This is a genomic window from Kaistella soli (assembly GCF_019038595.1).
Classification (GTDB): domain Bacteria; phylum Bacteroidota; class Bacteroidia; order Flavobacteriales; family Weeksellaceae; genus Kaistella; species Kaistella soli.
On the sequence record NZ_JAHOPF010000005.1, the window covers coordinates 109,292 to 135,992 of the forward strand.

22 protein-coding genes are annotated in these 26,701 nt (G+C 38.5%); 7 read left to right on the top strand and 15 right to left on the bottom strand.

The features are described 5' to 3' along the window. Position 1: 1 nt before the first annotated feature. From KSK37_RS10905 to KSK37_RS10920, 4 genes are all read right to left on the bottom strand, one after another. Positions 2 to 382, bottom strand: a complete 381-nt coding sequence (locus KSK37_RS10905; protein ID WP_217201512.1) for an energy transducer TonB — start codon at positions 380 to 382, stop codon at positions 2 to 4. 11 nt (positions 383 to 393) lie between these two features. After that, the gene (locus KSK37_RS10910) at positions 394 to 2,232 is read right to left on the bottom strand and encodes an ABC transporter ATP-binding protein (RefSeq protein ID WP_217201514.1); all 1,839 of its coding nucleotides are present in this window, start codon (positions 2,230 to 2,232) and stop codon (positions 394 to 396) included. Positions 2,233 to 2,370: 138 nt separating this feature from the next. Next, a complete protein-coding gene (locus KSK37_RS14075) occupies positions 2,371 to 2,997 on the bottom strand; it encodes a M28 family metallopeptidase (RefSeq protein WP_343216993.1) in 627 nt (208 codons plus the stop codon). Between the two features lie 389 nt (positions 2,998 to 3,386). Beyond that, entirely contained in the window at positions 3,387 to 3,776 is a 390-nt protein-coding gene (locus KSK37_RS10920; protein WP_088359267.1) for a DUF4293 family protein, read from the bottom strand. A 154-nt stretch (positions 3,777 to 3,930) separates the two neighbouring features. Here KSK37_RS10920 and rho point away from each other — a divergent pair, with 154 nt between their 5' ends. After that, a complete protein-coding gene (rho, locus tag KSK37_RS10925) occupies positions 3,931 to 5,751 on the top strand; it encodes a transcription termination factor Rho (RefSeq protein WP_217201515.1) in 1,821 nt (606 codons plus the stop codon). Positions 5,752 to 5,905: 154 nt separating this feature from the next. Then, on the top strand, positions 5,906 to 6,502 hold the full coding sequence (locus KSK37_RS10930) for a superoxide dismutase (RefSeq protein WP_217201517.1): 597 nt from the start codon (positions 5,906 to 5,908) through the stop codon (positions 6,500 to 6,502). 74 nt (positions 6,503 to 6,576) lie between these two features. Here KSK37_RS10930 and KSK37_RS10935 read toward each other — a convergent pair whose 3' ends face one another. After that, on the bottom strand, positions 6,577 to 6,993 hold the full coding sequence (locus tag KSK37_RS10935; RefSeq protein WP_217201519.1) for a DUF6146 family protein: 417 nt from the start codon (positions 6,991 to 6,993) through the stop codon (positions 6,577 to 6,579). Between the two features lie 81 nt (positions 6,994 to 7,074). Then, positions 7,075 to 8,277: an endonuclease/exonuclease/phosphatase family protein gene (locus KSK37_RS10940; protein WP_217201520.1), complete on the bottom strand. Its 1,203-nt coding sequence runs from the start codon at positions 8,275 to 8,277 to the stop codon at positions 7,075 to 7,077. Positions 8,278 to 8,515: 238 nt separating this feature from the next. Here KSK37_RS10940 and KSK37_RS10945 point away from each other — a divergent pair, with 238 nt between their 5' ends. Continuing rightward, on the top strand, positions 8,516 to 11,239 hold the full coding sequence (locus tag KSK37_RS10945; protein WP_217201522.1) for a TonB-dependent receptor: 2,724 nt from the start codon (positions 8,516 to 8,518) through the stop codon (positions 11,237 to 11,239). A 17-nt stretch (positions 11,240 to 11,256) separates the two neighbouring features. After that, on the top strand, positions 11,257 to 13,311 hold the full coding sequence (locus KSK37_RS10950) for a DUF5689 domain-containing protein (protein ID WP_217201523.1): 2,055 nt from the start codon (positions 11,257 to 11,259) through the stop codon (positions 13,309 to 13,311). Positions 13,312 to 13,542: 231 nt separating this feature from the next. On the opposite strand, the gene KSK37_RS10955 is transcribed toward KSK37_RS10950, so the two are convergent. Beyond that, the gene (locus KSK37_RS10955; protein ID WP_217201525.1) at positions 13,543 to 14,886 is read right to left on the bottom strand and encodes a M20/M25/M40 family metallo-hydrolase; all 1,344 of its coding nucleotides are present in this window, start codon (positions 14,884 to 14,886) and stop codon (positions 13,543 to 13,545) included. Beyond that, on the bottom strand, positions 14,883 to 15,914 hold the full coding sequence (locus tag KSK37_RS10960) for a threonine aldolase family protein (RefSeq protein ID WP_217201526.1): 1,032 nt from the start codon (positions 15,912 to 15,914) through the stop codon (positions 14,883 to 14,885). Before KSK37_RS10960 ends, KSK37_RS10955 begins: the two co-directional genes overlap by 4 nt. A 340-nt stretch (positions 15,915 to 16,254) precedes the next feature. Between KSK37_RS10960 and KSK37_RS10965 the strand changes: the two genes are divergently transcribed. The 3 genes from KSK37_RS10965 (at position 16,255) to KSK37_RS10975 (ending at position 19,073) form a co-directional block, all read left to right on the top strand. After that, the gene (locus KSK37_RS10965; protein ID WP_217201528.1) at positions 16,255 to 16,905 is read left to right on the top strand and encodes a metal-dependent transcriptional regulator; all 651 of its coding nucleotides are present in this window, start codon (positions 16,255 to 16,257) and stop codon (positions 16,903 to 16,905) included. 85 nt (positions 16,906 to 16,990) lie between these two features. Then, a complete protein-coding gene (gene pruA / locus KSK37_RS10970) occupies positions 16,991 to 18,616 on the top strand; it encodes an L-glutamate gamma-semialdehyde dehydrogenase (RefSeq protein WP_217201529.1) in 1,626 nt (541 codons plus the stop codon). A gap of 214 nt (positions 18,617 to 18,830) precedes the next feature. Beyond that, a complete protein-coding gene (locus KSK37_RS10975; RefSeq protein ID WP_088359256.1) occupies positions 18,831 to 19,073 on the top strand; it encodes a YtxH domain-containing protein in 243 nt (80 codons plus the stop codon). Between the two features lie 121 nt (positions 19,074 to 19,194). Here KSK37_RS10975 and ypfJ read toward each other — a convergent pair whose 3' ends face one another. From ypfJ to KSK37_RS11010, 7 genes are all read right to left on the bottom strand, one after another. Continuing rightward, on the bottom strand, positions 19,195 to 20,046 hold the full coding sequence (ypfJ, locus tag KSK37_RS10980; protein ID WP_088359255.1) for a KPN_02809 family neutral zinc metallopeptidase: 852 nt from the start codon (positions 20,044 to 20,046) through the stop codon (positions 19,195 to 19,197). Between the two features lie 47 nt (positions 20,047 to 20,093). Beyond that, positions 20,094 to 22,172, bottom strand: a complete 2,079-nt coding sequence (locus KSK37_RS10985) for an LTA synthase family protein (protein WP_217201531.1) — start codon at positions 22,170 to 22,172, stop codon at positions 20,094 to 20,096. 64 nt (positions 22,173 to 22,236) lie between these two features. Further along, on the bottom strand, positions 22,237 to 22,755 hold the full coding sequence (ribH, locus tag KSK37_RS10990; RefSeq protein WP_217201533.1) for a 6,7-dimethyl-8-ribityllumazine synthase: 519 nt from the start codon (positions 22,753 to 22,755) through the stop codon (positions 22,237 to 22,239). A gap of 15 nt (positions 22,756 to 22,770) precedes the next feature. Continuing rightward, on the bottom strand, positions 22,771 to 23,481 hold the full coding sequence (locus KSK37_RS10995) for a YfgM family protein (RefSeq protein ID WP_217201534.1): 711 nt from the start codon (positions 23,479 to 23,481) through the stop codon (positions 22,771 to 22,773). Positions 23,482 to 23,610: 129 nt separating this feature from the next. Next, complete coding sequence (locus KSK37_RS11000; RefSeq protein ID WP_088359251.1) at positions 23,611 to 24,147, bottom strand: adenine phosphoribosyltransferase; 537 nt, start codon at positions 24,145 to 24,147, stop codon at positions 23,611 to 23,613. Position 24,148: 1 nt separating this feature from the next. Beyond that, a complete protein-coding gene (locus KSK37_RS11005) occupies positions 24,149 to 25,291 on the bottom strand; it encodes a hypothetical protein (RefSeq protein WP_088359250.1) in 1,143 nt (380 codons plus the stop codon). Positions 25,292 to 25,368: 77 nt separating this feature from the next. Beyond that, positions 25,369 to 26,700, bottom strand: coding sequence for a quinol:cytochrome C oxidoreductase (locus tag KSK37_RS11010; RefSeq protein ID WP_088359249.1), 1,332 nt, complete (start codon positions 26,698 to 26,700; stop codon positions 25,369 to 25,371). Position 26,701 lies beyond the last annotated feature (1 nt).

Here is a 26,701-nt window from a genome sequence, read left to right on the forward strand (position 1 = left end):
TTTAATTGAAATCCATAGTCAAAGGCACCCGCATCATATATCTCACGGTTATTCCTTCTATTTTTGCAGGAATCCATTTAGTCTTGATTTTAGAAATAGCAAGCACAGCTTCCTTATTAAAAGATTCGTTAGTTCCTTCTGCTTTTATATCAGTTATAGTACCGTCGCGATCGATCACAAATCTTAATTGACATGCTTCTATGCCTTTTCCTTTAACTTTTCTTGGCCTGAAATTCTCAGCTATTAACTGTCGGAAATGCGGGATGCCACCATCTGGAAATACCGCCATTTGTTCACTAGTGAAATATTGATCTTCTGAAACATTCTGTGCGAATATCAATGTTGAAGTTACAAGAAAGAAAAGCAAAAATGTTTTTTTCATAGCTCACTCTTTTACCCAAAATTCTGCAGTTCCACCAGTCTTCTGTAAACGTTATTATTGTTCATCAGATCGTCGTGGGTTCCCTGTTCTACGATGATTCCGCGCTCCATTACGACAATCCAGTCGGCCTTTTGGATGGTAGAGAGCCTGTGAGCGATAACGAGTGACGTTCTGTTCTGCATCATTTTTTCCAAGGCGTCCTGCACGAATCTTTCAGATTCAGTATCCAGAGCGGAAGTTGCTTCATCCAGAATCATAATAGGCGGATTTTTCAGAACTGCTCTGGCAATTGAAACACGCTGTTTTTGGCCGCCTGAAAGTTTATTTCCGTCGTCGCCGATATTGGTGTAATATTTTTCGGGAAGATTTTCAATGAATTCGTGGGCGTTGGCAATTTTCGCAGCAGCCATTACTTCTGCTTCCGTAGCTTCCGGTTTTCCCATCAGAATATTATTGAAAACCGAATCGTTAAACAACACTGATTCCTGAGTAACCATTCCCAAAAGATGACGGTAATCTGTAAGTTTTAAATTTTTGATATTTTCTCCGTCTACAAGAATTTCTCCTTCCGGAACATCATAAAATCTGGCTAAAAGATTTGCAATCGTTGTTTTACCGGAACCGGACTGTCCAACTAAGGCCACGGTTTTTCCTTTCGGAATTACAAGGTTAAAATTCTTCAAAATCACGTTGTCCTTATCGTAATAAAAACCGATATTTTTAAATTCAATTTTATCTTTTAATGTGGAAACAGGAATAGGATTTTCAATTTCCTCTACTTTCAGATCATAGTCCAGCACTTCAGAAACGCGGTCTAAACTTGCCATTCCGCCCTGAATATTTGAAATCGCACTTGATAATTTTTTGGCCGGATCGAGGATTTGGAAGAACATCCCGATAAAAACAAGGAATGTTTCCGGCTCCATGGTCTGTTCATTTAAAATCTGAACACCCGCAAACCAGGTAATTATTAAAATAGTTACAGAACCGAGAAATTCACTCATTGGTGAAGCCAGTTCGCGGCGGCGGCTCATTCCGATGGCATATTTCTGCCAATTGTCAGTCGTGGAACTGAATCTGTTTTTTAAAATTTTATCGGCATTGAAAATTTTAATGACTTTAGATGATTTTAAGGTTTCGTCTACAAGAGAAAAAAGATTCCCCAATTCTTCCTGTGCGGCAGTCGCCTGTTTTTTCAGGCTTTTTCCAACCCACGCAATCAAACCGCCCATCAACGGAAAAACAAGCAGGGAAAACAAAGTGAGATTCGGTGAAAGAATAAATAAAGTAATCAACGAAGAAATAATCATAAACGGCGAATTGATTACATCCACCAAACTTCCCATAATGCCGCCTTCTACGCCGCCAATATCGTTGGAGATCCGGCTCATCATATCTCCTTTCCGTTTTTCAGTGAAAAAAGAAACCGGCAGTTTAAGGAATTTATCATACATCGCCGTCCTTAAATCCTTGGTAATGCCGACACGGTAATTTACCAGAAGATAAGCACCGAGATATCTGAAAATATTACGAAGTAGAAAAGCTACAGCAGTTACACCGCATAAAACTGCAAGCACTTTTACCGTTCCGTGGTCATCAATGTTTTTCTGTATCGTATAATAAGCCCAGTCTTTGGCATACGCGAAAAAATCGACAAGACGGCCGGAGTTTACAGGTGGTTTTGTGGTGTCCACTTTTTCTACCGTTCCGAACATCAATCCGAGAATCGGCAGCATCGTAGCAACCGAAAATATATTAAGGACAGAATACATGATATTAAAAAACATGCTTCCAAAAAGGTACTTCTGATGGGGTTTTGCGAAAGAAAGAATTCGTTGTAATGGTTTCATCGGCTGATTGGTAAATTTTTCATTTTTAAACGGAACATCCACTAATTATGATTTTTTCCTTTAAATCTTTGTTAATCGGAGTTTCATGGAATGAAATTTCGGGCGCAAAATTACGGAATTTTGAATTGGGAATTTCTTTTAATTCAAATTAACTTTATCGTTGTACTTTGGGGAAAAGTTTGCCGGCGTAAGTTTCTGAATTGTTTTCCCAAAACTGTTGATAATCTGGGTGAGATTGTCAAAATTAACCACACTTAAATCATCATTTAACTGATGGTAATGTTTTGCGGTATTCATATCTACGGTGGAAAAAGAATGCGCGATGACCTTCTTTTTTACAAAACTCACATTATCTGAACGGTAAAACAGCTGCTGTCCAATATACGGATCAGGATAAATTTTAAGCTGGTTTTCTGCTTTTGCATTAAACAGTTCATCTAAATCAGAAAACTCGTCACCGGTCATATAAAGCGCATTTTTGCCAAACTGTGAAACCGTAGCAACCATTTCGAAATTAAAAAGTGCGTTAATATTTTTGTACATCGGCTGCAAATCCTGAATCTCGGCAATCGCTTTAGAACCTTTCATCCCTTTCTCTTCCCCGTTGAAGGCGATATACATCATCGAAAAATCGGAATCAGCATTTTTGAAATAATCAGACAGGCCGACAACCAGTGTAACACCGCTTGCGTTATCATCAGCGCCGTTAAATACATTATCCCCACTCTTATTGTTGGAACCGATATGGTCGAATGGGCAGAATATGCTAAAGTTTTTTCACTTTTACCTTTTTTTATTCCGCACACATTATAAGCAACTTTTCCTTTATATTCAAAAGGAACTAAATATGAATCTCCGGTGCAGTAAGAAAGGTTGTTTTCTTTAAAACGGTTCGCAATATAAACTGCTGCGGAATCATTTTGAGGAGTTCCGATTGCGCGGCCTTTCATTTCATCAGAAGCTAATGCAGAAAGCACATTTACTACACGCTCTCTGGACACTTCCTGAGCATAAAACACCGTTGAAAACAGCATGGCAAATAAAAAAGAATATTTCTTCATTTATAATTTTTTGCTAAAGATAAAAATTTAAAAGGACAGAAATAAAAAACAGCTCCCGAAGGAACTGTTTCACTCAAAAAAATCGTTGTGAGTTTAGCGGAGTCTGTCTACAGATTTTACGAGCCTGTCGTCTTTTCTGATAAATACGTTTGCGATAAACAAAGATATTATCGAAATCAACGGGAAAATCGGCTCAATACCTTTCTCAGGAAAATGAATTCCTCCAGATAAACTGAGTAGCCAATACGCCAATAAACCGAGCAACAAAGCGTTTATAAAAATGCTGATGGTATTCAGCAGAATCTGTCTTTTGCGGTTTTTATAGCTGAAAATACTTAACAATCCACACAGCACGAGCACAGCACAAATAATGGAAATAAAAGAAGTCCCTTCGAAAAGCGAAAAATCCTGAGCGGTGATGAACAGAAAAACTGCGCCTAAAACTGCCAAAAAAATCCAAACGGTCTGTATTCTCTGCAACATGATGATGAATATGAGCTGCAAAAATAATAATAATTTTTTGCATAAATAAAAAAATAGCGTAGATTTGCACTACAAATGACCTAATAAGGAAAGTCGTCCGACTTAACTTTCTTACTTACACTTACTTATAAATTACTTTTTCACATAAAAATTTATGTTCAACATTGAAACGTTACGGTCAAAATCCGAATCGGAGTTGACTAAAATCACGAAAGATTTAGGCGTTAAACTTGCTAAAAACAGCACCGATAATGATAAAATCTTTGCGATCCTGGATTTTCAGGCTTCAAACACGAAAGTTGCAAAAGATTATTTCAACGCCACCGAACCCATTATGAATACAGAAGAAAATCCTGCTCCAGCTCCCAAAAAGCCGGCAGCCAAAAAGCCGGCAGCCAAAAAGAAAATTGAGAAACCGGTTGAGGTTTCTGCACAGATTCCAGGAGAAAATGCTGCTGAGCCCACGGTAGAAAACCCACAGGAAACACCTTCTGAAAATTCAAAGCCTGCTCTAACTGAAGCAAACAATGATTCCGAAAACAACAGGACTCAGCAGAAAAAGAAAAGACAGCGTGTCACTGCACCAAAAGAAGAAGTTACTGCTGAAACTCCGGTGACAGAATCTACAGCTGAAACCGAAACTAAACCGGAACAGCCGAAAAATCCGAACCAAAACCCCAATCAGAATCCAAATCAGAATGGAAACGGTAACGGAAACGGAAATAAAAACCCTAACCAAAACAGACCGCAGCATCCCAATCAAAAAAACCAAAATAAAAATCCAAACCAAAACCCCAATCAAAACCGAAATCAGCAGAACGCTGAAAATCAGGAAGAAAATTCAAAAAAAGAATTTAATTTTGACGGTTTAGTAACGATTGAAGGGGTTTTAGAAATCCTCCCAGATAATTACGGTTTCCTCCGTTCTTCCGATTTTTCTTATATTTCTTCCCCGGATGATGTTTATGTTTCTACCAATCAGATCAGAAATTACGCACTGAAAACCGGAGACACGGTAAGAGGAATTGTACGTTTGCCAAAAGAAGGTGAAAAATATTTTTCTTTACTGAAACCAACAGAAGTTAACGGCCGCGATTTGGAATTTATCAAAGACCGTGTAGCTTTTGAATTCCTTACGCCGTTGTTCCCTGAGGAAAAATTCAATTTAACAGGGAAAAACTCTACACTTTCTACAAGAATTGTTGATCTGTTTACTCCGATAGGAAAAGGACAGCGTGCGATGATTGTTGCGCAGCCTAAAACGGGTAAAACGATGTTACTTAAAGATATCGCAAACTCCATTTCCGAGAACCACCCTGAAGCCTATATGATGATATTGCTCATCGATGAAAGACCCGAAGAGGTGACGGACATGGAAAGAAGCGTAAATGCAGAAGTAATTGCCTCAACTTTTGATGAACCTGCTGATAAACACGTAAAAGTAGCCAATCTGGTTCTTTCGAAAGCGCAAAGAATGGTAGAATGCGGTCATGATGTAGTGATTTTACTGGATTCAATTACGCGTTTGGCAAGAGCTTACAATACGGTAACTCCAGCTTCAGGAAAAATACTTTCCGGAGGTGTAGATGCCAATGCGCTTCACAAACCGAAAAGATTCTTCGGTGCAGCAAGAAATATCGAAGGCGGCGGATCATTAACCATCATTGCAACAGCATTAATCGATACAGGTTCTAAAATGGATGAAGTTATTTTCGAAGAATTTAAGGGAACCGGAAATATGGAACTTCAGCTTGACCGAAAAATCGCCAATAAGCGTATTTACCCGGCCATCGACCTGGTATCGTCAAGCACGAGAAGGGACGATCTTCTTCTGGATGAAACTACACAGCAGAGAATGTGGATTCTCCGAAAGTATCTGGCAGACATGAATCCAGTGGAAGCCATGGAATTTGTAAACAAAAGCATGAAAGGAACCCTGAATAACGAAGAGTTTCTGATGAGCATGAACAGATAAATCTTTATATCTGGATATATTGATGAAAACCGTTCTGAAAAGCACGGTTTTTTGTTTTCATCGATGTTAAAGATTTATTAAAGTAATGTTTCCGGTTTGGTATTGCCCTACATTATGAGTAAATTTGGGTATTAACATTTTAAATTAAAAAATTATGGCATTCGAATTACCAAAATTGGGCTATGCATACGACGCATTAGAACCAACAATTGATGCAAGAACCATGGAGATCCATCACACCAAACATCACCAGGCATACATAGATAACTTAAACAAAGCAATTGCAGGAACGGATCTGGAAGGAAAAACCATCGAGGAAATCTGCAAAACAGGAACCGACAAGCCTGCTGTAAGAAATAACGGAGGAGGGCATTTTAACCATACACTTTTCTGGGAAATTCTAACTCCCGGCGGAAGCAAAGAGCCTGTAGGAAATGTAAAAGCAGCAATCGAAGCATACGGCGGTTTTGAAAAATTCAAGAATGATTTTGCTGAAGCGGCGAAAACAAGATTTGGTTCAGGTTGGGCTTGGCTATGCAAGAAGGAAGATGGCTCTGCTGCAGTTTGCTCCACACCGAACCAGGACAATCCTTTAATGCCGGTTGCGGACTGTCAGGGAACTCCCGTTTTAGGACTTGATGTTTGGGAGCATGCCTATTATCTGAATTACCAGAACAGAAGACCAGATTATGTTACGGCGTTTTTCGAAGTAATCAACTGGGATAAAGTGGAGGAAAAATTCAACAAATAAGACTTTCATATTTTAATAAAAAAGGTTCAGAAAAATTTCTGAACCTTTTTTATTGTTTAAAAATTAAAGAGAACTTATCTCACATCGCTTTGGCTTAAACCATTCATTTTTAATCCATATTTCCAATGAACGTAAGCGAAAACCTGATACAGTTTATATTCGAACTTTATACCGTAGTTTTCCTGCGGATCATAATCTATCGAAGATTCTATAACGTTTCGGTATCGGCCGGCAAAATAATAGGAATTCCATTCGCTGACCAGAAAAGTGTTTTTGTTTTTCAGGTAACTTTCAGAATACATATTCATGGGCTTCGCAATGGCATTGAGGAAATAATCGTACTGGGTATCGAATACTTGCAAATCCCATTCGCCATCGTCATTCTTTGCAGGTTTTATTTCTGTTTTCTGGTCTTTCTCTGCAACTTTATTTTGCGGAGCACAGCTGAAAACCAAAATAAAAATAAGCACTAAAGAAAATAATTTTTTCATTGTTCTAATTTCATATAAAGTTATGAAAAAATAAAACCGAAGCTGATAAAACTTCGGTTTTTATATAAATTTTAGAATATATTATTTGGCAGGTTTGTATTCTCTCTGGATTACGGACACTGCAGGAAAGTGATCGCTGTAGCCGCCTGTGAAGCGGTCACCGTCCCAAGAACGCAAAGGATAACCTTTCCATTGTCCTTCACTGTTGACAAGGTAAGAAGGCGCAAAGATTTCCGCTTTGAAAATGCTGTACGTTGGCGATAGTTTTTCCGGAGAATAGAGGTTTTTTGAAACAATAATCTGGTCGAATAGATTCGGTGCATCACGATAAGCCAATGATGCGACGCCTGCTTTGTAAAGCTTTACCATCAGGTTATAATAAGGCGTTTTTTCAGAAAGCTGATCTGGCTCACCAACAGCTCCCAGATGTTTTCTAAGACTTGGGCTTACGGGATCATCATTGAAATCACCCATTGCGAATAATTTTCTCTCAGGATCTTCAGCTCTTAACTTATCCATTTCATCTTTCAATACTTTTGCTGCAGCAGCACGTCTTGGTAATGAAGCAGCCTCTCCACCACTTCTTGATGGCCAGTGGTTTAAGAAAACACCCACTTTTTCACCGTCCAGCGTACCTTTTACGACTAAAACACCTCTGGTGTAAGATCTTTTTCCTTCATCATTAAAGATCTTAATATCTTTCACATAAGTTTCTGTGACCCTAAATCTGTTCTTCTGGTAAATAATCGCGATATCAATTCCTCTGGCATCGTAAGAATTATAGTGCACAACGCCGTAATTGGCCTTCACTAATGCAGGCTGCTTTACAAGATCTTCCACCACCTGTCGGTTTTCCACTTCCAGTAGGCCAACAATTACAGGATAATCGTTAGTGTATTGTCTACCAAGTTCGGAAATTACTTTTGCTTCATTGGCGAGTTTCTGGTTATATTTTTTAGTATCCCAGTTTTTAGGGCTGTTTGCAGTAAAATCATCTGCAAGTATCTGATATCTGATTACTTTTTTTCCGATCAGGAGTTCATCGCTCCATTCCCCTTTATAATCTTCAGTAGTTTCGAGATATTTCAAGGAATCTAAAGGGACACTTCTGTGGAAAGCAGGGTTGTGGATATCTTTTGTCCCATCAATATAATCTGCAGAAGGAACGGTATCCCAAAGATTTTCTACATTGAGGAAAGCTATCGTAGCTCTCTGAACCTGTCTCTGTTGGGAAAAAAGTACCCCACAAGTAAAAACAGCGAATAAGATAAAATGTTTTTTCATTTGAAAATTTTAAGAGGGTAAAAGTAGTAATAATTTCCAAAGTAAATGGCTAAATATTATCCGAATGACAAAGACGAAATAAAAATCATAGATAAACATCGAATTATAAAGATATTAAGAAATATTAACGGATAGCCTTCTAATAAAGTGTTAAAAATGTTTAACTTAACAAAAAATAAGTTTAAATTTGTTCCCCCTTAAAAAATTGTTATCAATAGGGAGAAATAAATAATTTGTTATGATAAAAAAATTATCCTTAATCTCATTGTTTACTTTGCTACCTGCGTCTTTTTATTTCGCACAAACTACTGTTTATGCATATGTAAAAGATCAGGAAGGAAAACCAGTTGAGAGTGCAGAGATTGATCTTGGACAATCTGCTGAAAATGTGAAAGCCGATAAAATTGGTTACTTTCAGTTTGTAGATTTGCAGCCGGGCCATTACTTAATTACCGTTTCAAAGCAAAGTTTTGATCCGAAAATTATTGAATTTGATGTAACTGCTGACCAAAAAAGAAAAGATCTTGGGGTAATCAGCTTAGTTCCAGCACCAGCTATAAATGCAGGAGTAATGGTAATTGATGATTCTTCAAGTGATTCTGATGAGGGAGGATCTTCAATGCAGCCTACCGTAGGACTTTTAAGTTCAGGTAGAGATACTTTTCAGAATGTGACTGCGTTTGAGCTTGGAGCTTACTGGTTCAGACCAAGAGGCGTGGAGAACCGTTACGAAGATGTACTTTTCAATGGTGTTTCAATGTCTAAAAACGATGACGGTAAGGTAGATTTCGGCAACTGGGGAGGTTTGAACGATGTTACCAGATATCCTTTTGAATCTGTAGATAATATTACCCCTTCTGAATATGCATTCGGTAATCTTGGAGGTGTGGTGTATTATAATACAAGAGCATCAAGCTATAGAAAACAGACTTCACTAGCTTATTCTTATACGAACAGAAGTTATTTCCACAGAGCAATGGCAACCTATTCTTCAGGTTTGTCTAAAAGCGGTTGGGCTTTCACTCTTTCAGCAAGTAGAAGATGGGCAGATGACGGAGTTATTGATGGTACATATCAAGATGCTGAGGGTTTATTCCTAGCAGTGGAAAAACAATTCAGCAGCAGACACGCGATCAACGTAACTGCTTTCGGATCACCAACATACAGAGCAAACAATTCTCCAAATACTCAGGAAACCTATGATTTAATGGGTAAAGATTATAATGCTTATTGGGGATGGCAAGATGGAGAGAAAAGAAATTCCAGAATCAGAAAAGTATTTGAACCAATGTTCATGATCAGTGATTATCTGAAACTTGGTAAAACCAGTAACTGGAACAACACGCTTTCTTACCAGACCGGAAGAGACGGAAGAAGCCGTTTAGACTGGTTCCACGGTGCTGATCCGAATCCCACTTATTACAGAAAATTACCAGGATATGGTTTGTTAACCGAGGAGGAATTTAAAGCACAGGCCCAAATCAACTGGGAAGATCTTTATCAGGCAAATTATATTAACAAAACGAATATGGACGGAACCGATCACGGAGCGGTCTATTCTATCGTAGAAGATGTTAATAAGGATAAAACCTTAAATTTTGTTTCCCACTTCGATACTAAGCTGGAAGATAACTGGAAACTGAATCTGAATTTCAGCTATCAGAACTTAAAATCTGATAACTTCAGAGAGGTAAAAGATCTTTTAGGTGCTTCTTATGCAAACAATCTCAATGCATTCGGAAACGATCAGCCATACGATTTGGACAATCCTGATACGAAAGTACGTGTTGGCGACAGAACTCAGTACTCTTATGATTTATTGAGAAACCAGTATGCATTCAATGCATCCACGGAAATCGATTTCGCTAAATGGAATGTAACCGCATCGGTATTCACTTCTTTTGCTGAATCACAGAGAGACGGTAAATTCAGACATCACAATTTTGCAGACAGCAAAGGCAAAAGTGAAATATTCAATTCATTCGATGCCGGCCTTAAAGGAAGAGTATTGTATAAAGTGAACGGTAAAAACTTTATCGTTTACAATGGTGCATTCTTCAGTTTAGCACCAACCTTAAATGAAATTTTCATCAGCCCGCGGGTAACCAATATGATTACCCCGAATGTAGAAAATCAAATGATTAATTCTAATGATTTAAGTTATATCATCAGAGGACAAATTCTTAAACTGCGATTAAGCGGCTATTATACTACCATTAAAAACGCGACTGAAATTTCCAGATATTATGCGGATATTACCGACGGATCAGGAGACAGCGGCAACGCATTGGTGGCTGAAGTATTATCTGGTATTGACAAGAGTTATCAGGGACTTGAAATAGGTGCTGAAGTAAAAATTACACCAACGCTTAGCGCAACTGCAGTAGGAAGTTATGGTGATTATAAAATTACCAATAACCCTACAGTAAAAACATTTGATGATGATTTTGGAGTAAGAGAATGGGGAACCGCAAAACTTAAAGATTATAAAGTTGCGGGTACTCCACAAAAAGCCTACTCGTTTGGTTTAAGATATAACTCACCGAAATACTGGTGGATCGGAGCGACTGCAAATTATCTTCAGGATCAGTATTTAGATTTCTCTGCCCTTAATAAAACAGAGGCTATGTATACAGACCCTGCCACAGGAGATAACTATAATGGAGCTACACCTGAAGCAATTGCTTTAATTACGGCTCAGAAAAAGTTTGATGATCAGTTCATGTTGAACGCCAATGCCGGAAAATCTTTCCTAATGGGCAAATACAGAATGGGAATCAGTTTAAGTGTAAACAATATCTTAAATAACAGAGATTATGTAACCGGCGGATTCGAACAAGGGAGAGCGGTGAACTTTCCGGAAGCGTTCGCAGACTCACAAAGAGACAAGCCATGGTTTGGACCAAAATTATGGTACGACAGAGGAACTACTTTCTTTGCTAATGTTTATTTAAGGTTCTAATAAGTAAAATAACTACAATGAAAAAATACAGTTCATATTTAAAGATTTTATTCATCGCCTTCGCATCGCTTCTGGTAACAGGCTGCGTGCATGATGATAAATACAATGATCCGAATTTAGATAACTACCAGTGTAAGGATCTAACGGCAACCATGACCATCACTCAGGTAAAAGCGCTGCACGGAAGTACAAGGTATGTTTTCCCGGCGAACTCCACCGCGATAATGGAAGGATATGTTTCTTCAACGGATGAAAGTGGAAATATTTATAAGACTATTTACATTCAGGATGACCCGGTAAATCCTACTGAAGGTTTTACCATCAGTGTAGATGCGGTAAGTACTTATACAAAGTACCCTCAGGGATCTAAAATTTATATTGAATTAAAAGGTCTTGCCTTAGGAACTTACGGAGGATTAGTACAGTTAGGGATTGAAGACGATAAAGCTATTGCAACCGGCGCTGATGCTGTTTCCAGAATTCCTGAAAAAGCGATGCCAGCTCATATTTTCAGATCATGTACGATCAGAAAAAACATTATTCCAAAAGTGATGACTTTAACTCAGATGAGTTCAAATGACAAGCTTTTAGGTGCACTAATTCAGGTTAATGATGCAGAATTCGATCAAAAAGTGCTTTGTAACATTTACGCTCCGGAAGGTTTTACTGTAGACCGACAGTTAAATGACCCAACCCTGTCATCTACTGCAAGAGTAGTAAGAAACAGTGGTTTCGCTTCATTTGCTAATCAGTTATTGCCTGCAGGGAAAGGTAAATTTATTGGGATCTTCAGTAAATTTAATTCTTCATACCAAATGTACATCAACAAAGTAAGTGATTTGGCAGATATGACTCATTTCCCAAGAAAAGACGGTATTACTACCAATCCTTGTGGTTTAGATCAGGCCAGTTTAACCGCAAAAACTGTTGCGGAAGTGAAACAGCTTGCATCAGTTTTACCGATTTCAGGAGATTTCCTACTGAAAGGGAAAGTCACTGCAAATGATCAAACCAATAACTTTGTTAGACAGATTTATATTGAAGATGCTACAGGAGGTATCCGTGTAAATATTAATAAAACCAATTTGTATCAGGATCCAAGATTTAAGGTTGGTAAAGAAGTCTTTATTAAGCTTAAAGGTTTATCTGTTGGCAGCGCACCTGCTATAAATGGAGAAATGCAGATTGGCTTCGGAGGTCCTGCTGGGGCAATTGCTGAAGCAGATATGTATAAATACTTCTTTGACAGTAACAATCCTGCAACTACAGTGGTTCCGACAGAAAGAAAGATTAAACAACTTACAATGGCAGACGTTGGAAGATGGGTTGTTATTAAAGATCTTGAATTTACTGATGCTGAGTTAGGAAAGACTTATGTTTCAGGAACTTCAACAGAAAGAACTTTGAAAGATTGCGAAGGAAATACAATTCTTCTTACAACCAGTACAACTGCAACTTTTAAAGGTGCTGAAGTGGATAGCGGAAAAGGAAATGTGTATGCAGTGGTAACATTCCAAAACGGGGCATATCAGTTGAGAATTCCTCGACAGGCTGATGCAGACATTGATGGTGCAAGATGCGACGGAACTGTTCCGCCGGTATACAATATATTATTCCAGGATGGCTTTGATACTTTAGATAACTGGACTGCTGTCAATGTAACAGGTACTCAGGTGTGGGCAACTACTACTTTTGGTAATCCAAGACCAAGTGCCATTATGGATGGTAACCGTCAGCTTAACGAAGATTGGCTCGTTTCTAAAAAAATATCACTAGCTGGAATGCAGGAAGCTTACTTCACTTTTGAGACTGATGGAAGATTCAGCGGTAACCCTTTAGAAGTCTATGTTTCCAGTAATTTCACCGGAGTGCCGGCTACAACAACTTGGGTTAAAATGAATCCAGCTTTGGATAGCGATTTAGGTGGCTTCTCTGGTTTTGTAGGTTCCGGGCGAGTAAATCTTAAAGATTTTATTAATAAGGATGTAGTTATTGCATTTAAATATACTTCTGTAGCAGGATTCTCCACTACTTGGGAAGTTGATAACTTTACAGTGAAAGGAGCGAAATAAGATTCGCATAATATTAAAGAAATCCGCCTCAATACCAAATTGAGGCGGATTTCTATTTTTAACATCGTTTCGAACGGTTGTTATCCATTAATGAACTCCAAGTTTTTTCATAAAGAATTAAAGTTAATATGAGCGTTCCTTCTCTTATATATAAAATCCGTCTCTATTATGAGACGGATTTCCATTTAAAAGCGCTGTATACTGTTCTAAACTATCGAAAAACCTATCTTTTTACCGTGATACCTTAGCAATCACAGGTAAACTTTCGTTCCCGGATTCTGATACACTTTGCACGGCAAAAAGAAAATTGTCCTTGGAGTAAGGTAGTGTGATGGAGGTTTCTTTGGTGAAAATCTTTTCAGTCCATACGGAACTGTCCGTTTCCCGAATCAATACCTTGTAGCCTTTTACTTTTCCGGCAGAAGGTTTCTCCCAACTCAGTTTAGTGGAATTTGAAAGTTCTTTGACATCCATCAAAACGTTTTCTGGTTTAGGAGTAGATTTCGCGAGATTGGCTAAGACAGCAACATTTACCGCAGTATTCGTTTTTAAATAGTCGAAATCCATAAATTCAACCAAATCACCATATTTCTTTCCATTTTCAGTTCTGAGGTCCTGATGCTGATGGTCATAATTCTCATAATAATCAGTTAAGCGAACCGCTGTAAAACCATGATTCACAAAAGGCGTATGATCTCCGCCCCGCAGAAAACGGTCGTTTCTGTAAATCAGCTTGATATCAATATCTTTAACATATTTCTCTCCGCTTTCTTTTACATAGCGGGCAAGCTGACGCGCTGCGCCGTCATTTTCAAGACCGTAACTTCTGATATTGCCAGCTTTTTTCTCCGTCTCGAAAGCCGGTAAACCTTCACTGAAAACTCTAAGCTTAGGTTTCCCCGAATTTTTTGGAGCGTCAAAACTATTGTTTCCAATCATGTCATTGTTTAAAACGGCCTCTATTTCCCAGTTTTCTGCTTTTGCCTTGTCGGCTAACATTTTTGCTCCTAAAAGCCCCTGTTCTTCACCGCTTACCGCAACAAAAAGTATAGACGCCGGAAATTTTGATTTGCTTAGAATCCTCGCGCTTTCAATCACCGCCGCTACTCCGCTTCCATCGTCATTGGCGCCCGGCGCGACGCTGTTTGCATCCATTACATCCGAAACCCTGGAATCCAGGTGACCGGAAATGATAATAATTCTTTTATCACTGGGATCAGTTCCTTTCAAAAGCGCTGCTGCATTTCCAAGGTTGGTAAGTTTGCTGACACGCTTTCCGTCAGGCTGTAAATCTGTATTCTGAAGAAAAACTTCCATTCTTCCGCCGGAGTTCTGGCCATAATTTCTGAATTTAGTTAAAACCCATTCTCTCGCTGCACCAATTCCCTTATTGGGATCTGAAGTTGAACTCATGGTGTGACGCGTTCCGAAACTCACCAGTTTTTCAATATTAGCTTTAAGAGAATCTTTATTGACCTTTGTTACATAACCCGAAATTTCGGGGTCTTTTTCAACTTTCTGTGCACTGATGAAAAGCGAGGTTAAAACACTAAGAAATAAAACCGTCTTTCTCATTTTAAATTTTTAATTTCATTAATAAAATCAGCTACAATAGAGTCTGTTGTCGCCCAGGAAGTAATTAAACGCACCGCGGATTTCTCCTCATCAATTTTTTTCCATACATAAAAATCGAAATTCTGCGAAAGCTGACCGATTTGGTTTTGAGTTAAGATTGGAAAAATCTGGTTGGTAAATGTTTCGGACAGAAAACTGCAGCCTTTCTCTTCGAAAGCTTTTTTAATTTCCATCGCCTTCTGATTGGCGCTTTTGGCTAATTCAAAATACAGATCATCCTTCAGCAATTCCTGAAACTGAATTCCCAAAAGCCTTCCTTTGGCCAGCATTGCACCCTTTTGTTTAAGATGAAATCCAAATTCATCCTGCAGATTTTCATTACAGATTACGATCGCTTCACCTATTAAAGCGCCGTTTTTAGTTCCTCCCAAATAAAAAGCATCGGTATATTTTGCAATATCCTCCAAAGTCAGATCGTTGGTTTCGGCAGTTAAAGCATGGCCAAGTCTTGCTCCGTCAAGAAAAAGATAGAGATTTTTTTCCTGGCAGAATTCGTACAGATTCTGAAGTTCAACTTTCGAATAAATTGTCCCAACCTCTGTCGAATTGGAGATATACACCATTTTCTGTTTTACCTGATGCGGAATATTGGTATGAAGATTAAGGATTTTCTGAATATCGTCAGGTTTCAGTTTGCCGTCTGCGGTCTCTACGCCATGCACTTTGTGCCCAGTTGCCTCAATAGCGCCGGTTTCATTGGTGAAAATATGGCCCGTTTCCGCAGCAACAACACTTTCGTGCGGTCTTAGAAATGCGGAAATTACAATTAAATTGGCTTGGGTACCGCCAGATACAAAGTGTACTTTTGCCTTTGGATTATTTATTTTCTGCAGAATAAGTTTAGCGGCGTTTTGCGAGTAGTCATCAAGGCCATAACCATTCTGCTGAACAAGATTATATTTTACCAAAGCTTCCAAAATTCTTGGGTGACAGCCTTCGGAATAATCATTTTTAAATGAGTATTTCATCAGTAAATATTTAAGTAATTAATTGAGCGTAAATTCATCTCATAAAAGTAGAAAAAAAAGGGTGATTTCACGATGAAAAAACGGGGAAAAGACCTATGTTTTCCAATATTAATTATCACATCTTTGTAATGTAAAAAACAGCGAAAAACAAAAACTAATAACCTCTTTTTAATTAATATCAGAAAACCTGTACTAAACACTGTAAAAGTCTTTCAACCCATTTTTCATTCATATACAGTACAGTCTTTTTTGATCTTAAACTTGAAACGCACAATTCCTTTGTGCGTTTTTAGTTGTTGATTATTATTGTTAGATTTGTACATACTACAATCTAACTTTTATGATCTCCCTTACTGAAGAAAATTACCTGAAAGCAATTTTCCATTTAATAAACGACGAAAATACGGTAACTGTCAACGAACTCAGCAAGTTTCTGAATGTAAAAATGCCCAGCGTAAATAACATGATGAAGAAATTTGCAGACAAAAACTGGGTACATTATGAAAGCTACAAACCATTAAAGATTACCGACTCTGGGAAAAAGCAGGCAGCTCTGGTTGTCAGAAAGCATCGTCTGACTGAAATGTTCCTCGTGGAGAAGATGAATTTCGGATGGGAAAACGTCCATGAAATCGCTGAACAACTAGAGCATATCCATTCTGAAACTTTCTTCGATAAAATGGATGAAATTCTTAATTATCCAAAATTTGATCCTCACGGCGAACCTATTCCGGATAAAGACGGAAACGTAATTGCGCAGGATTTAAAAAAACTAAGCAGCTGCGAAGTCGGGGAACAGGTTATTTTCACCGCCGTTACGATCACCGATGATGATTTTCTTAGCTTCCTGAACGAAAAAAAATTGGTGCTGGGAAAAAAAATTGAAATTCTCAATATTGAAAAATTCGACAAAACAATGTCGGTGAAAATCCCGGGAAACAAGACGGTTTTAAGTAAAATGGTCTGCGAAAAGATCCTCGTTAAACATTAGCCCGACCGGAGTGCTGTTTTTGGAACATTGCTGCATTTCACTTAACTTTGTATCATTCACAATAAAATCAATAAAAATTAAAAATATGTCAAAAGCAATTTCGCAAGTTCCTTACGCAGTGAACGAACCGGTAAGAACTTATGAACCAGGGTCTTCCGAAGTGAAATCTCTTATATCCACTTACAAGAAGATGTGGAGCGAAAAGGTAGAAATCCCAATGATTATCAACGGAAAAGAAGTAAAATCTGATAATAAAATCGCAATAAGCTCACCACAGGATCACAAGCATGATCTAGGTTTCTATTATAAAGGAACAATGCAGAATGTGGACGATGCCATTAACACTGCATTGGCTGCTAAAGAAAAATGGAATAATTTAGGCTGGGAGCAGCGTGCAGCTATTTTCTTAAAAGCAGCAGATTTGATCGCAGGCCCATACAGGGACACACTAAATGCGGCAACCATGATCGGGCAAAGTAAAAACGTTCATCAGGCTGAAATTGACGCAGCATGTGAATTCATCGATTTTCTCCGATATAATGTCGAATTTATGACGGAAATCTACACTGATCAACCCGTTTCTGACGCCGGAGTATGGAACAGATCTGAATACCGTCCTCTGGAAGGCTTCTGTTTTGCGGTAACGCCATTCAACTTTACGGCTATTTCCGGAAATCTACCAACTTGTATGGCAATGATGGGAAATGTTGTGGTGTGGAAACCTTCAGACAAGCAGGTTCTTTCGGCTAAAATTATTATGGATATTCTAACCGAAGCCGGTTTGCCAGCTGGAGTTATCAATATGATTTTTACAGACGGTAAAGAGACCGCCGAGAAAGTTCTTGCCCATCCGGATTTTGCAGGTCTGCATTTTACAGGTTCTACAAAAGTTTTCCAGGGAATGTGGAAAATGATCGGTGACAATATTCATCAGTATAAAACCTATCCAAGAATCGTTGGGGAAACCGGCGGAAAAGATTTTGTGATGGTGCATCCTTCCGCAAATGTGGAAGCTGTAGCAACCGGTTTGGTACGCGGTGCATTCGAATATCAGGGTCAAAAGTGTTCAGCAGCGTCCAGAGCATATATTCCTCAGTCTCTTTGGAACGATGTGAAAAAAGTAATGGAAGCTCAGCTGAAAACCATAAAGATTGGAAGCCCGGAAGATCCTTCAAATTATGTGAACGCTGTTATTGATAAAAATTCTTTCGAGAAATGTAAAGGTTATATTGAAAGAGCTGAAAAATCAGGAGAAGCAAACGTAATCTTCGGCGGTAAATGTGATGATTCGAAAGGCTGGTTTGTAGAACCTACCGTAATTGAAACAACCAATCCGAAATACGAATCGGTTTGTGAAGAAATCTTTGGACCTATCCTTTCTGTTTTTGTTTATGAAGATAAAGACTGGAATGATACATTAAAACTGGTTGATGAAACTTCACCGTATTCATTAACAGGATCAATCTTTGCACAGGACCGTTATGCGATTGATGAAGCGTACAAAGCATTAGAAAATGCAGCAGGAAACTTCTACATCAACGATAAGCCTACCGGAGCGGTTGTAGGACAGCAGCCTTTTGGCGGTGCCAGAGCCTCGGGAACCAATGACAAAGCAGGATCGAAAATGAATCTGATGAGATGGGTTTCTGTAAGAAGCATCAAGGAAACTTTCGTTTCTCCAACAGATTATAAATATCCGTATTTAGGATAAAATATTTTCTCAAATAAATTGAAACTCTGTCTTTTAGACAGAGTTTTTTTATTGTACTCCTAATCTTCCTTTAAAGTATTGAATAATTTCAAAGCCAAAATATTCACAGCAATATTTAACAAAATTTTATGCTTTGATCCAAATATGTGGCACGCTTTTTACAATTAAACAGTTATCAAATAAATTTTCAGAAAACAACTTAAAACTTAAAATTATGAGTACTAAAAGAAATGGCTTATTAGCTTTATTAGGACTTGGAGCAGTAGCTTGGTGGAAATACAAAAATTCAACTCCGGAAGAAAAACAGGCTGTTAAAGATACGTTCAACACAGCAAAAGATAACTTCAACAAATTCGGAAGTGATTTAAAATCAAAAGCAAGCGACGTTGCTTCACAGGTTCAGAACAAAATGGATCAGGCAAAAACTTCAGCTGAAAGTTCTGTAAATCAGAACTAAAAATATAGTTTTTATATTAGTAGAAACCGCGGTGTAATTTTTTTATACCGCGGTTTCGTTTTTTCGAACTAAATTTTAAATGCTGTTACATAAAAAAATCCCGAACGAATCGGGATTTAATTTATTTTAGCAAAGCGTTGAAAGTGTCACCCTGCCGGATATCACCGGTACTGTAACCTTTCATAAACCATTCTTTTCGCTGCGCTGAGCTGCCGTGCGTAAATCCTTCCTGATTGACATAACCCTGCGAACGTTTCTGAATATTATCATCTCCTACTGCCTCCGCTGCAGAGATCGCGGACTCGATATCTCCGGGTTCCAAAATCTTTTCACGGTTATCAGTCTGTTTTGCCCAAACGCCGGCATAAAAGTCGGCCTGAAGCTCAGTTGCTACCGATACTCTGTTTAAATCTGCTTCGGAATATCTACCGCTCGATCTCAGCTGATCTACTTTCTGAGTGGTTCCAAGAAGCGTCTGAACATGGTGCCCGATTTCGTGCGCCAATACATAAGCTATAGAAAACTCAGAAACCTGGGCACCAAACCTTTGCTGCAATTCCTGGAAAAAACTCATATCCATATAAACCGTCTGGTCTGCGGGGCAATAGAACGGTCCCATAGCAGCCTGTGCGGTTCCGCAGCCCGATTGTGTAACACTTTCGAACATTACTACTTTGGGTGCCTCATACTGCATTCCGTTTTCCTGAAATATTTTACCCCAGGTCTGCTCAGTTTGACCTGTTACCATCTGAACAAACTCGCGGACTTTTAACTCGTCAGGTGTCAAATCTCTCTGTTCTGTCTGCTGAGAGCTTCCCGCTCCCGAGGAAAGGATAGCTGAAGGATCTCCTCCCAGGAAGAAAATTATTGCGGCGATAATCAGGGTTCCCAAACCTCCGCCTACAAGCATTCCGCCTCCTCCGGCTCCGCGTCTGTCATCTACATTCCCGCTTCTGTCATTTGTCCATCTCATAATGAATATTTTATTATTAAACTCGAAATTAAAATTACAAAAATTTCTTACCGATTCAGTTTATTTTTTTCCAGCCAATAACTGGTTGACTGAAATATAGAAACGCAGTCATCAACCAAATTCTGTACCGTGTTTTTCACGGGAGTTTCATCATAATAAAGTTTGAAGTTTTCCGGAAGATCAGATTTCTGCAAAACCAGCGAATACTGTCTCACCTTTTTCGTTGGAGAAATCACCGTTAAATAATTATCTTTAATAAGACCTAAATCCTGATAAGTTGCAACGTAAGCTTTCGGTTGGAACGTATCTTTAAATACATCCTGTCCTAAAAACTTCGACTGGTAACTGAAATTCAGCAACCCGAACAAAGTAGGCATCACATCAATCTGTGACATTAACTGATTAAATTGCTGCGGGGCAATAAAACCTTCGGAAAAAATCATTCCGGGGATTCTGTATTTATCCATTGGAAGTTCCGTTTTTCCGGCACTTGAGGCGCAGTGATCGGCGACAATTACGAAGACTGTATTTTTATACCAATCCTGTTTTTTTGCCATTTCAAAAAACTTACGGAGAGAATAATCCGTGTATTTCACTCCGCCGTCACGCGATTTTGCATTTCCGGGAATATCAATTCTACCTTCAGGATAGGTAAATGGCCGGTGGTTGGAGACCGTCATCCAGTGGTTAAAAAACGGTTTTCCCGACTTTGCTTCCTGATTCATTACCTCGATCGCCTTTTTCGCCATATCTTCGTCAGAAACGCCCCAAACGTTACCAAACGTTATTTCTTCAGGCTTAAAGTTATTTCTGTCCACGATATCGTAGCCATTTCCTTTATAGAAATCTTCCATATTGTCGAAATAGCTATAACCGCCATATAAGAATTTCACGTCATAGCCTTTCGATTTGAAAACACTTCCGGTCGTGAATTTGTTTTTGTTGTTTTCTCTTTTGATAATACTTTCACCAGCCGTCGGAGGAATGCATAGCGTTAAAGCTTCCAGACCGCGGACTGTTCTGTTTCCGGTTGCGTAAAGATTGGTAAACAGCAGTGACTTGTCCGCTAAACTGTCAAGAAAAGGTGTTATTTTTTGGGTATTTCCGTAATGCTCAAGAAAATCAGCGGAAAGACTTTCAATGGAAATTAAAACTACATTTTTCTTTAATTCAGGATTTTCTGAAGTAATGTTTCTTGCCAAAGCTGGCGGCTGAAACTGTTTCAGGAAATTCTGCTCCGCCACCGTTTCATTCAATGTCGGATAAAACTGAAAATAGTCGAGTTCTTTCTGGGTGAAAGCTTTGAAAAACTTAGGAAAACCGTTTGCCTGAATTTCCTGAGCAAAAGTATTTTCAGTTTTAACAGAATCCAGTTTTGGAATAATGACCAAACTTAATCCGCACAAGACAAGGAATGATCCCAGCAAAATAAGTTTCTGTTTGAAATTCGGAAGATCTAAAAGCTCGTTTTTAGTTTTTTTGAAGATATACCATGTGACTGCTAACGTAAAAATTAAAATCACCGAAAACAGCGGAACAACAGGATAACTTTCCATGATATTCCCAATAACTTCATTGGTATAAATCAAATAATCTACCGCGATAAAGTTGTAACGTACGCCGAATTCATTCCAGAAAAAATATTCGCTTACAGCATTGAAAATAATCAGTAATACATAGAGAAATAAGGTGATGAAATAGAGAATATTTCGGATTTTAACCCTTTGTGCCGGAAGAAAAAGCAGCAAACCGAAAAACATGGTTTTCATGCCTACAAAAGCAATCGCAACTTCCGGGAAAGAACCTCCGTACTGTTTGAAAATATTTCCGGGAACGAAAGCGGTATAAATAAGCGCCAACATCAATATCCCAAAAATAATGTATCCATAGGGCTTTCTGTATTTTGAGTCGGACAAAAACAGAAAATACAGAGCCAGTAAACTGCTGGAAAGTATGAAAACAAAAATGTCGCTGATTAAGCCGACAAAAAGAATCTTCAAGCTTTCGAAAACGCCGAAACTCGCATTGGTAATGGGATGAAAGATGAAAACAATCCGCAGGATGAAGGAAACCAGGAGATAAAAACTCCCGAGTAAGAGAAACGGCTTTATTTTTTTAAGATCCATTTTAAAAATATTTATGAAATCTCACAGCATTTAAAAATATATGAGATTTCAGTTTGTTGTAAAACTACAAATTTCCGAAACCAATATTTCCTTTCTTTTCGGAAAGGTTTTTCTTGAAATCGATCATCTGCAATGCGGTTACCGCAGCTTCAATGCCTTTGTTACCAAGACTTCCGCCACTTCTCGCAATGGACTGTTCTTTGGTATCGTCAGTTAACAGACAGAAAATGGTGGGAACATCGGTTAAAATATTACAGTCTTTAATTCCCTGTGCTACAGCAGAACAAACATAATCGAAATGCGGAGTTTCCCCGCGAATGACGCATCCAATCGCAATTACCGCATCGAATTTTCTTTCTTTACAGAGCTGCATTGAAGCATAATTAAGTTCAAATGCTCCCGGAACTTTAAAGATATCGATATTCTCTTCTTTAACGCCTTCTTTTTTCAGTACTTCTACTGCTCCGTCGCGAAGGTTATCGGTTACAAAATCATTCCACTCAGAAACAACAATGCCAATTCTAAAAGAACCGGCATCATTAATCTGTAATGGTTTGTAATCTGAAAGATTTACAGTTGCCATTTTATTTTTTTTTATTTAGTAATATTTTACCATTTCAATATAAGAATCAGACATTCCGTTATCATAATCCTGGTACTTTTCGTCGATCGCTGAGAAATATTTTTTAGCCTCCGCATTCTTTTTCAATGCCAGTGCAACCAAACCTGCTTTTCTTGTAAAATAATAAGAAGTATAAGGATCATCTGAAGCAGAAGTAGCTTTATCTAAAAGTGACAGTGCATCGTCATTTTTGTTTAGATTTACCTGGCAGTCAGCCATCGCACCATATTTCAAAGCCATTAAGATTTTATTGTCGGAAGAAAATTTATCTAATAAATCATAAGCTTCCTGATATTTCCCCTCTTTGAATTTCAGAAGACCTGCATTATAAGCAGAAAGCTTTCCTACTTTAGTTCCTGAATATTCATTGTAAGTACCAAGATAACCAGGATTTGCAGCCGTTTTCCCTCCCAAAGCAAGATCTTCTTTTCCGTCCGCTAAATTTTTCTGTGCGGCAAGATAACTTAAAGTCGCCTCTTCATTTCGTGGCGCTACATAAAACTGCTGGAAAGCAAAATATGCCAAAACAGCTACTACCAAAGCACCGAAAACAGTGATTAAAGTTTTAGAATGTTTTTCAAGAAAGCGTTCAGTATCCAGAGCGCCTCTGTCTAAATCTCTGAAAATCTCTACAGTTTCCTTACCTTCAAGTTCTTTTTTGTTGGTGTGCGTTTTATCTTTTGCCATAATAGTATTAAAAATTGAAGTGCAAATTTAACTGTTTTATAACGATTTACAAAATTATGTCCAAAAAAACATTTTCTTTATCAATAACACCGTAAACAGCAGGGTTTTTATGGTAATGTACCAACAGTATTAATATTCTAAAATAGTGTGTACATCAGCATTGAACTGTTTCAGCCGTTCTTCTCCGTGAAGATCTCTGAGCCCGATCAAAAAACTGAACTGAGCAACTTCTGCGCCCTGTTTTTCAACGAGTTTCGCGGCAGCTTCTGTTGTTCCACCAGTCGCCAGCAGATCATCGTGAATAAGGATTCTCTGTCCGGGTTTTATCTGTCCGGTGCGCATTTCTATTTCAGCCGAGCCGTATTCCAGATCGTATTTTTCGCTGATGAAAGGCGGAGGAAGTTTTCCCGCTTTTCGGATTAAAATAAATGGAACTTCCAGTGCAACAGCAACGGCGATTCCGAAGAGATATCCGCGGCTTTCAATGCCACAAACGGCATCCACTTTCCCACGGCTGAAACTTACAAGATCCGCGATAACGTCTTCATAAAGTTTCGGATTGAGAAAAATAGGCGTAATATCTTTAAACTGAATGCCGGGTTTGGGAAAATCCGGGATATTTTCTATCGTATTTTCTAATTTCTGGATCAGTTCAGGATTTTTCATTTTAATTGATTTTATAGCTTGAAATTTTCCACTCACCGTTTACATTTTTCAAACCAAAAGTAACCAGAAGCGAAGTTGTTTTTCCGTCTTTATCGGTAACGTCGTATGTGGCATTTACGCTTGCATCATTAGCTCCGGCGTTGTTGGTTGTAATATTTTTAACATTGATGCTCTTCACCCCGCCAAACCCTGAATTAGGATTTGAAAACGTTTCATAAGAACCCCAGTTCGGATTGTCTGAGGTTTCGTAAGCAGCTTTCAGGTTTTTCGTGCTGAGACTGTTCAGAAATTTGGAAACACTGGTTTTAGGATCAGCAGTTGGTGCAGTCGTCACCGTTGGTTCGTCAGTTATCACGGAAGGGATTTCCGCTGACGGATTCGCCGGATTAAGAGCAGGATTTCCTGCAGGCATCAATAATGCTTTCGGATTCACAGCAACTCCGATTTTCGACATTTTATAGGTCTTCTTTGTAGTTTTTACAGAAACAGTAATATCGATTTGGTTATTTGAAATTTTATCGGCCGGCAGAGAGGCAAATCTTAAATTAAAACCTTTGAAGTTATTATCCTGCATTAAATTTTTTGAAGTCAGAATTCTGTTTCCATTGCTGAACACCTCAAGTATTGCTTCCAGACCGGCGCCGGAGAAGGCAATCGCTTTTCCGGAAGCGTCTACCAAACGCGGAATAATCTGCAGCGATTTGGGACCCAAAACACTGTCAATAGCTATTGGTTTTGTAGTAACACTTAAAGAATTTGCTGAAATATCATTCGGATCAGATTCTTTCGCCATGTCATTTCCAAAAATATTCATTTCACCTAAAGACGGCGGCCCTGTGCTTGTCCAGTCTATTCCGTTCTGTTGGGCGACTTTGTCGGCAAGGGCGAATATCTCGGGAACTTTCTTTCCGTTGATTAGCTTTCCTAAGGCATTCAGCTCGTTCACGTCTCCTTCAGCTTCCACTCCGAAAGTTTTCAGGATGTATAAAGCTTCACTGAATTTTACCTGTTGAAGGGTATTTAAACTCGATGCCATATCATTAATACTCGACTGAAATGTTTTGGTTGTCGTTGCATCTACCTTGTCTTTTTTACAGGCGATCAACAGCAAACAGAAGAAAAATAAAAACAGAACTTTTTTCATAGTGCGTGGTTTATTACAAATTTAAAGAAAATCCCGACATAAAGCCGGGATTATATTTTAAAAGATATTCAGTTCTACTAGAACGGATATTCGTAAATTTTAGATTCTTTAAGGAATGGATTACCTTCAGGAATAAGTTTTAATTTAGAAAGTGCAGTCATTACTACAAAGATAAATAAACCAACTCCGAATAATACAGATCCTAAATTGAGTAATAATACCTCAGGTGTTTTCCAATAAGGTCCTACGGTTCCCGGCATTACCATATTGAAATAATCTAACCAGTGACCACACAGTACTACAACTGCCATTACCGTCACTACCATATAATTTCTTTTGATGCTTGAACTTACTAAAACCAAAAGCGGAATAAGGAAGTTAACGATCAGCATTGGTAAGAATGTCGGAGAATAGTACTTGAATCTCCCGAAGAAATAATTAACCTCTTCCGGAACGTTCGCATACCAGTACAGCATGAACTGTGCAAACCAGGTATACGTCCAAAGCATACTTGTAGCGAAAAGGAAAACTCCTAAATCATGCAGGTGATTATCATTGAACTGCGGAAGGAATCCGTTTTTCTTCAGATAAACACTTATAAGAATAATCGCAGCAATTGCTGAAGAAAGACAGCTAACCATTGCATACCAGATATACATTGTAGAATACCAGTGAGGGTCAATTGACATCAACCAATCCCAAGCCCAGGCTGCAGATGCAAAACCGAAGAATGCGATATATCCTACACTCCAGCTATAGTAGCTTGCATACACTTTTCTGCTTTTGGTATCGTCCACTTTTTTAGAAAGCGATTTCAGTTTCCATGCAAAGAAAGATGCCCCAATTACATAAATAAGCGTTCTAACCGCATAGAATGGAATGTTTAAGAATATTTTCTTTTCGAAAAGGATGGCGTCAAAATGAATATTTCCAGGTTCTGTTAATTCCGGATCCATCCAATGGAACAGGTGACCCTGATGAGTAATATTCAAAATCATAATGATGACAACGATCGCGCCTCCGTAAGGAATGTAAGAAGCAATTGCTTCCATCACTCTTAAGATAATAATAGACCAACCTGCATGAGCAGCATTCTGAATACAATAGAAAAACAGTGCACAGCAGCTCAAAGCAAACAAAAATACAGCAACTGTATGAATGGCAGCTAACGGCTGATTGTGAACCTGCATTTTCGCATGCTCCAAATGCGCAGCATGATCCTGAGGCCCTACCATTTCACTTGAATTGGTTGGTGCATGATTTCCTCCGGCGTGAACAGCCTCCATCATATGTTCAATTCTGGCATCATCCATTCCGTGATTCATAAAATAACCTGCTCCAAAAAGCACTAATCCCAGAACGATAAATATGATTGAATATAATCTTAATTTAGGTGAAAAACTATACATT

Excerpts from the sequence above, each read along its gene's own strand:
- ribH (WP_217201533.1), bottom strand. The coding sequence starts at position 22,755 with ATGGCAACTGTAAATCTTTCAGATTACAAACCATTACAGATTAATGAT.
- ypfJ (WP_088359255.1), bottom strand. The coding sequence starts at position 20,046 with ATGAGATGGACAAATGACAGAAGCGGGAATGTAGATGACAGACGCGGA.
- KSK37_RS10985 (WP_217201531.1), bottom strand. The coding sequence starts at position 22,172 with ATGGATCTTAAAAAAATAAAGCCGTTTCTCTTACTCGGGAGTTTTTAT.
- KSK37_RS11010 (WP_088359249.1), bottom strand. The coding sequence starts at position 26,700 with ATGTATAGTTTTTCACCTAAATTAAGATTATATTCAATCATATTTATC.
- rho (WP_217201515.1), top strand. The coding sequence starts at position 3,931 with ATGTTCAACATTGAAACGTTACGGTCAAAATCCGAATCGGAGTTGACT.
- KSK37_RS10905 (WP_217201512.1), bottom strand. The coding sequence starts at position 382 with ATGAAAAAAACATTTTTGCTTTTCTTTCTTGTAACTTCAACATTGATA.
- KSK37_RS10965 (WP_217201528.1), top strand. The coding sequence starts at position 16,255 with ATGATCTCCCTTACTGAAGAAAATTACCTGAAAGCAATTTTCCATTTA.
- KSK37_RS10945 (WP_217201522.1), top strand. The coding sequence starts at position 8,516 with ATGATAAAAAAATTATCCTTAATCTCATTGTTTACTTTGCTACCTGCG.
- KSK37_RS10950 (WP_217201523.1), top strand. The coding sequence starts at position 11,257 with ATGAAAAAATACAGTTCATATTTAAAGATTTTATTCATCGCCTTCGCA.
- KSK37_RS10920 (WP_088359267.1), bottom strand. The coding sequence starts at position 3,776 with ATGTTGCAGAGAATACAGACCGTTTGGATTTTTTTGGCAGTTTTAGGC.
- KSK37_RS10930 (WP_217201517.1), top strand. The coding sequence starts at position 5,906 with ATGGCATTCGAATTACCAAAATTGGGCTATGCATACGACGCATTAGAA.
- KSK37_RS10995 (WP_217201534.1), bottom strand. The coding sequence starts at position 23,481 with ATGGCAAAAGATAAAACGCACACCAACAAAAAAGAACTTGAAGGTAAG.
- KSK37_RS11000 (WP_088359251.1), bottom strand. The coding sequence starts at position 24,147 with ATGAAAAATCCTGAACTGATCCAGAAATTAGAAAATACGATAGAAAAT.
- pruA (WP_217201529.1), top strand. The coding sequence starts at position 16,991 with ATGTCAAAAGCAATTTCGCAAGTTCCTTACGCAGTGAACGAACCGGTA.
- KSK37_RS10975 (WP_088359256.1), top strand. The coding sequence starts at position 18,831 with ATGAGTACTAAAAGAAATGGCTTATTAGCTTTATTAGGACTTGGAGCA.
- KSK37_RS10940 (WP_217201520.1), bottom strand. The coding sequence starts at position 8,277 with ATGAAAAAACATTTTATCTTATTCGCTGTTTTTACTTGTGGGGTACTT.
- KSK37_RS10955 (WP_217201525.1), bottom strand. The coding sequence starts at position 14,886 with ATGAGAAAGACGGTTTTATTTCTTAGTGTTTTAACCTCGCTTTTCATC.
- KSK37_RS11005 (WP_088359250.1), bottom strand. The coding sequence starts at position 25,291 with ATGAAAAAAGTTCTGTTTTTATTTTTCTTCTGTTTGCTGTTGATCGCC.
- KSK37_RS10935 (WP_217201519.1), bottom strand. The coding sequence starts at position 6,993 with ATGAAAAAATTATTTTCTTTAGTGCTTATTTTTATTTTGGTTTTCAGC.
- KSK37_RS10910 (WP_217201514.1), bottom strand. The coding sequence starts at position 2,232 with ATGAAACCATTACAACGAATTCTTTCTTTCGCAAAACCCCATCAGAAG.
- KSK37_RS10960 (WP_217201526.1), bottom strand. The coding sequence starts at position 15,914 with ATGAAATACTCATTTAAAAATGATTATTCCGAAGGCTGTCACCCAAGA.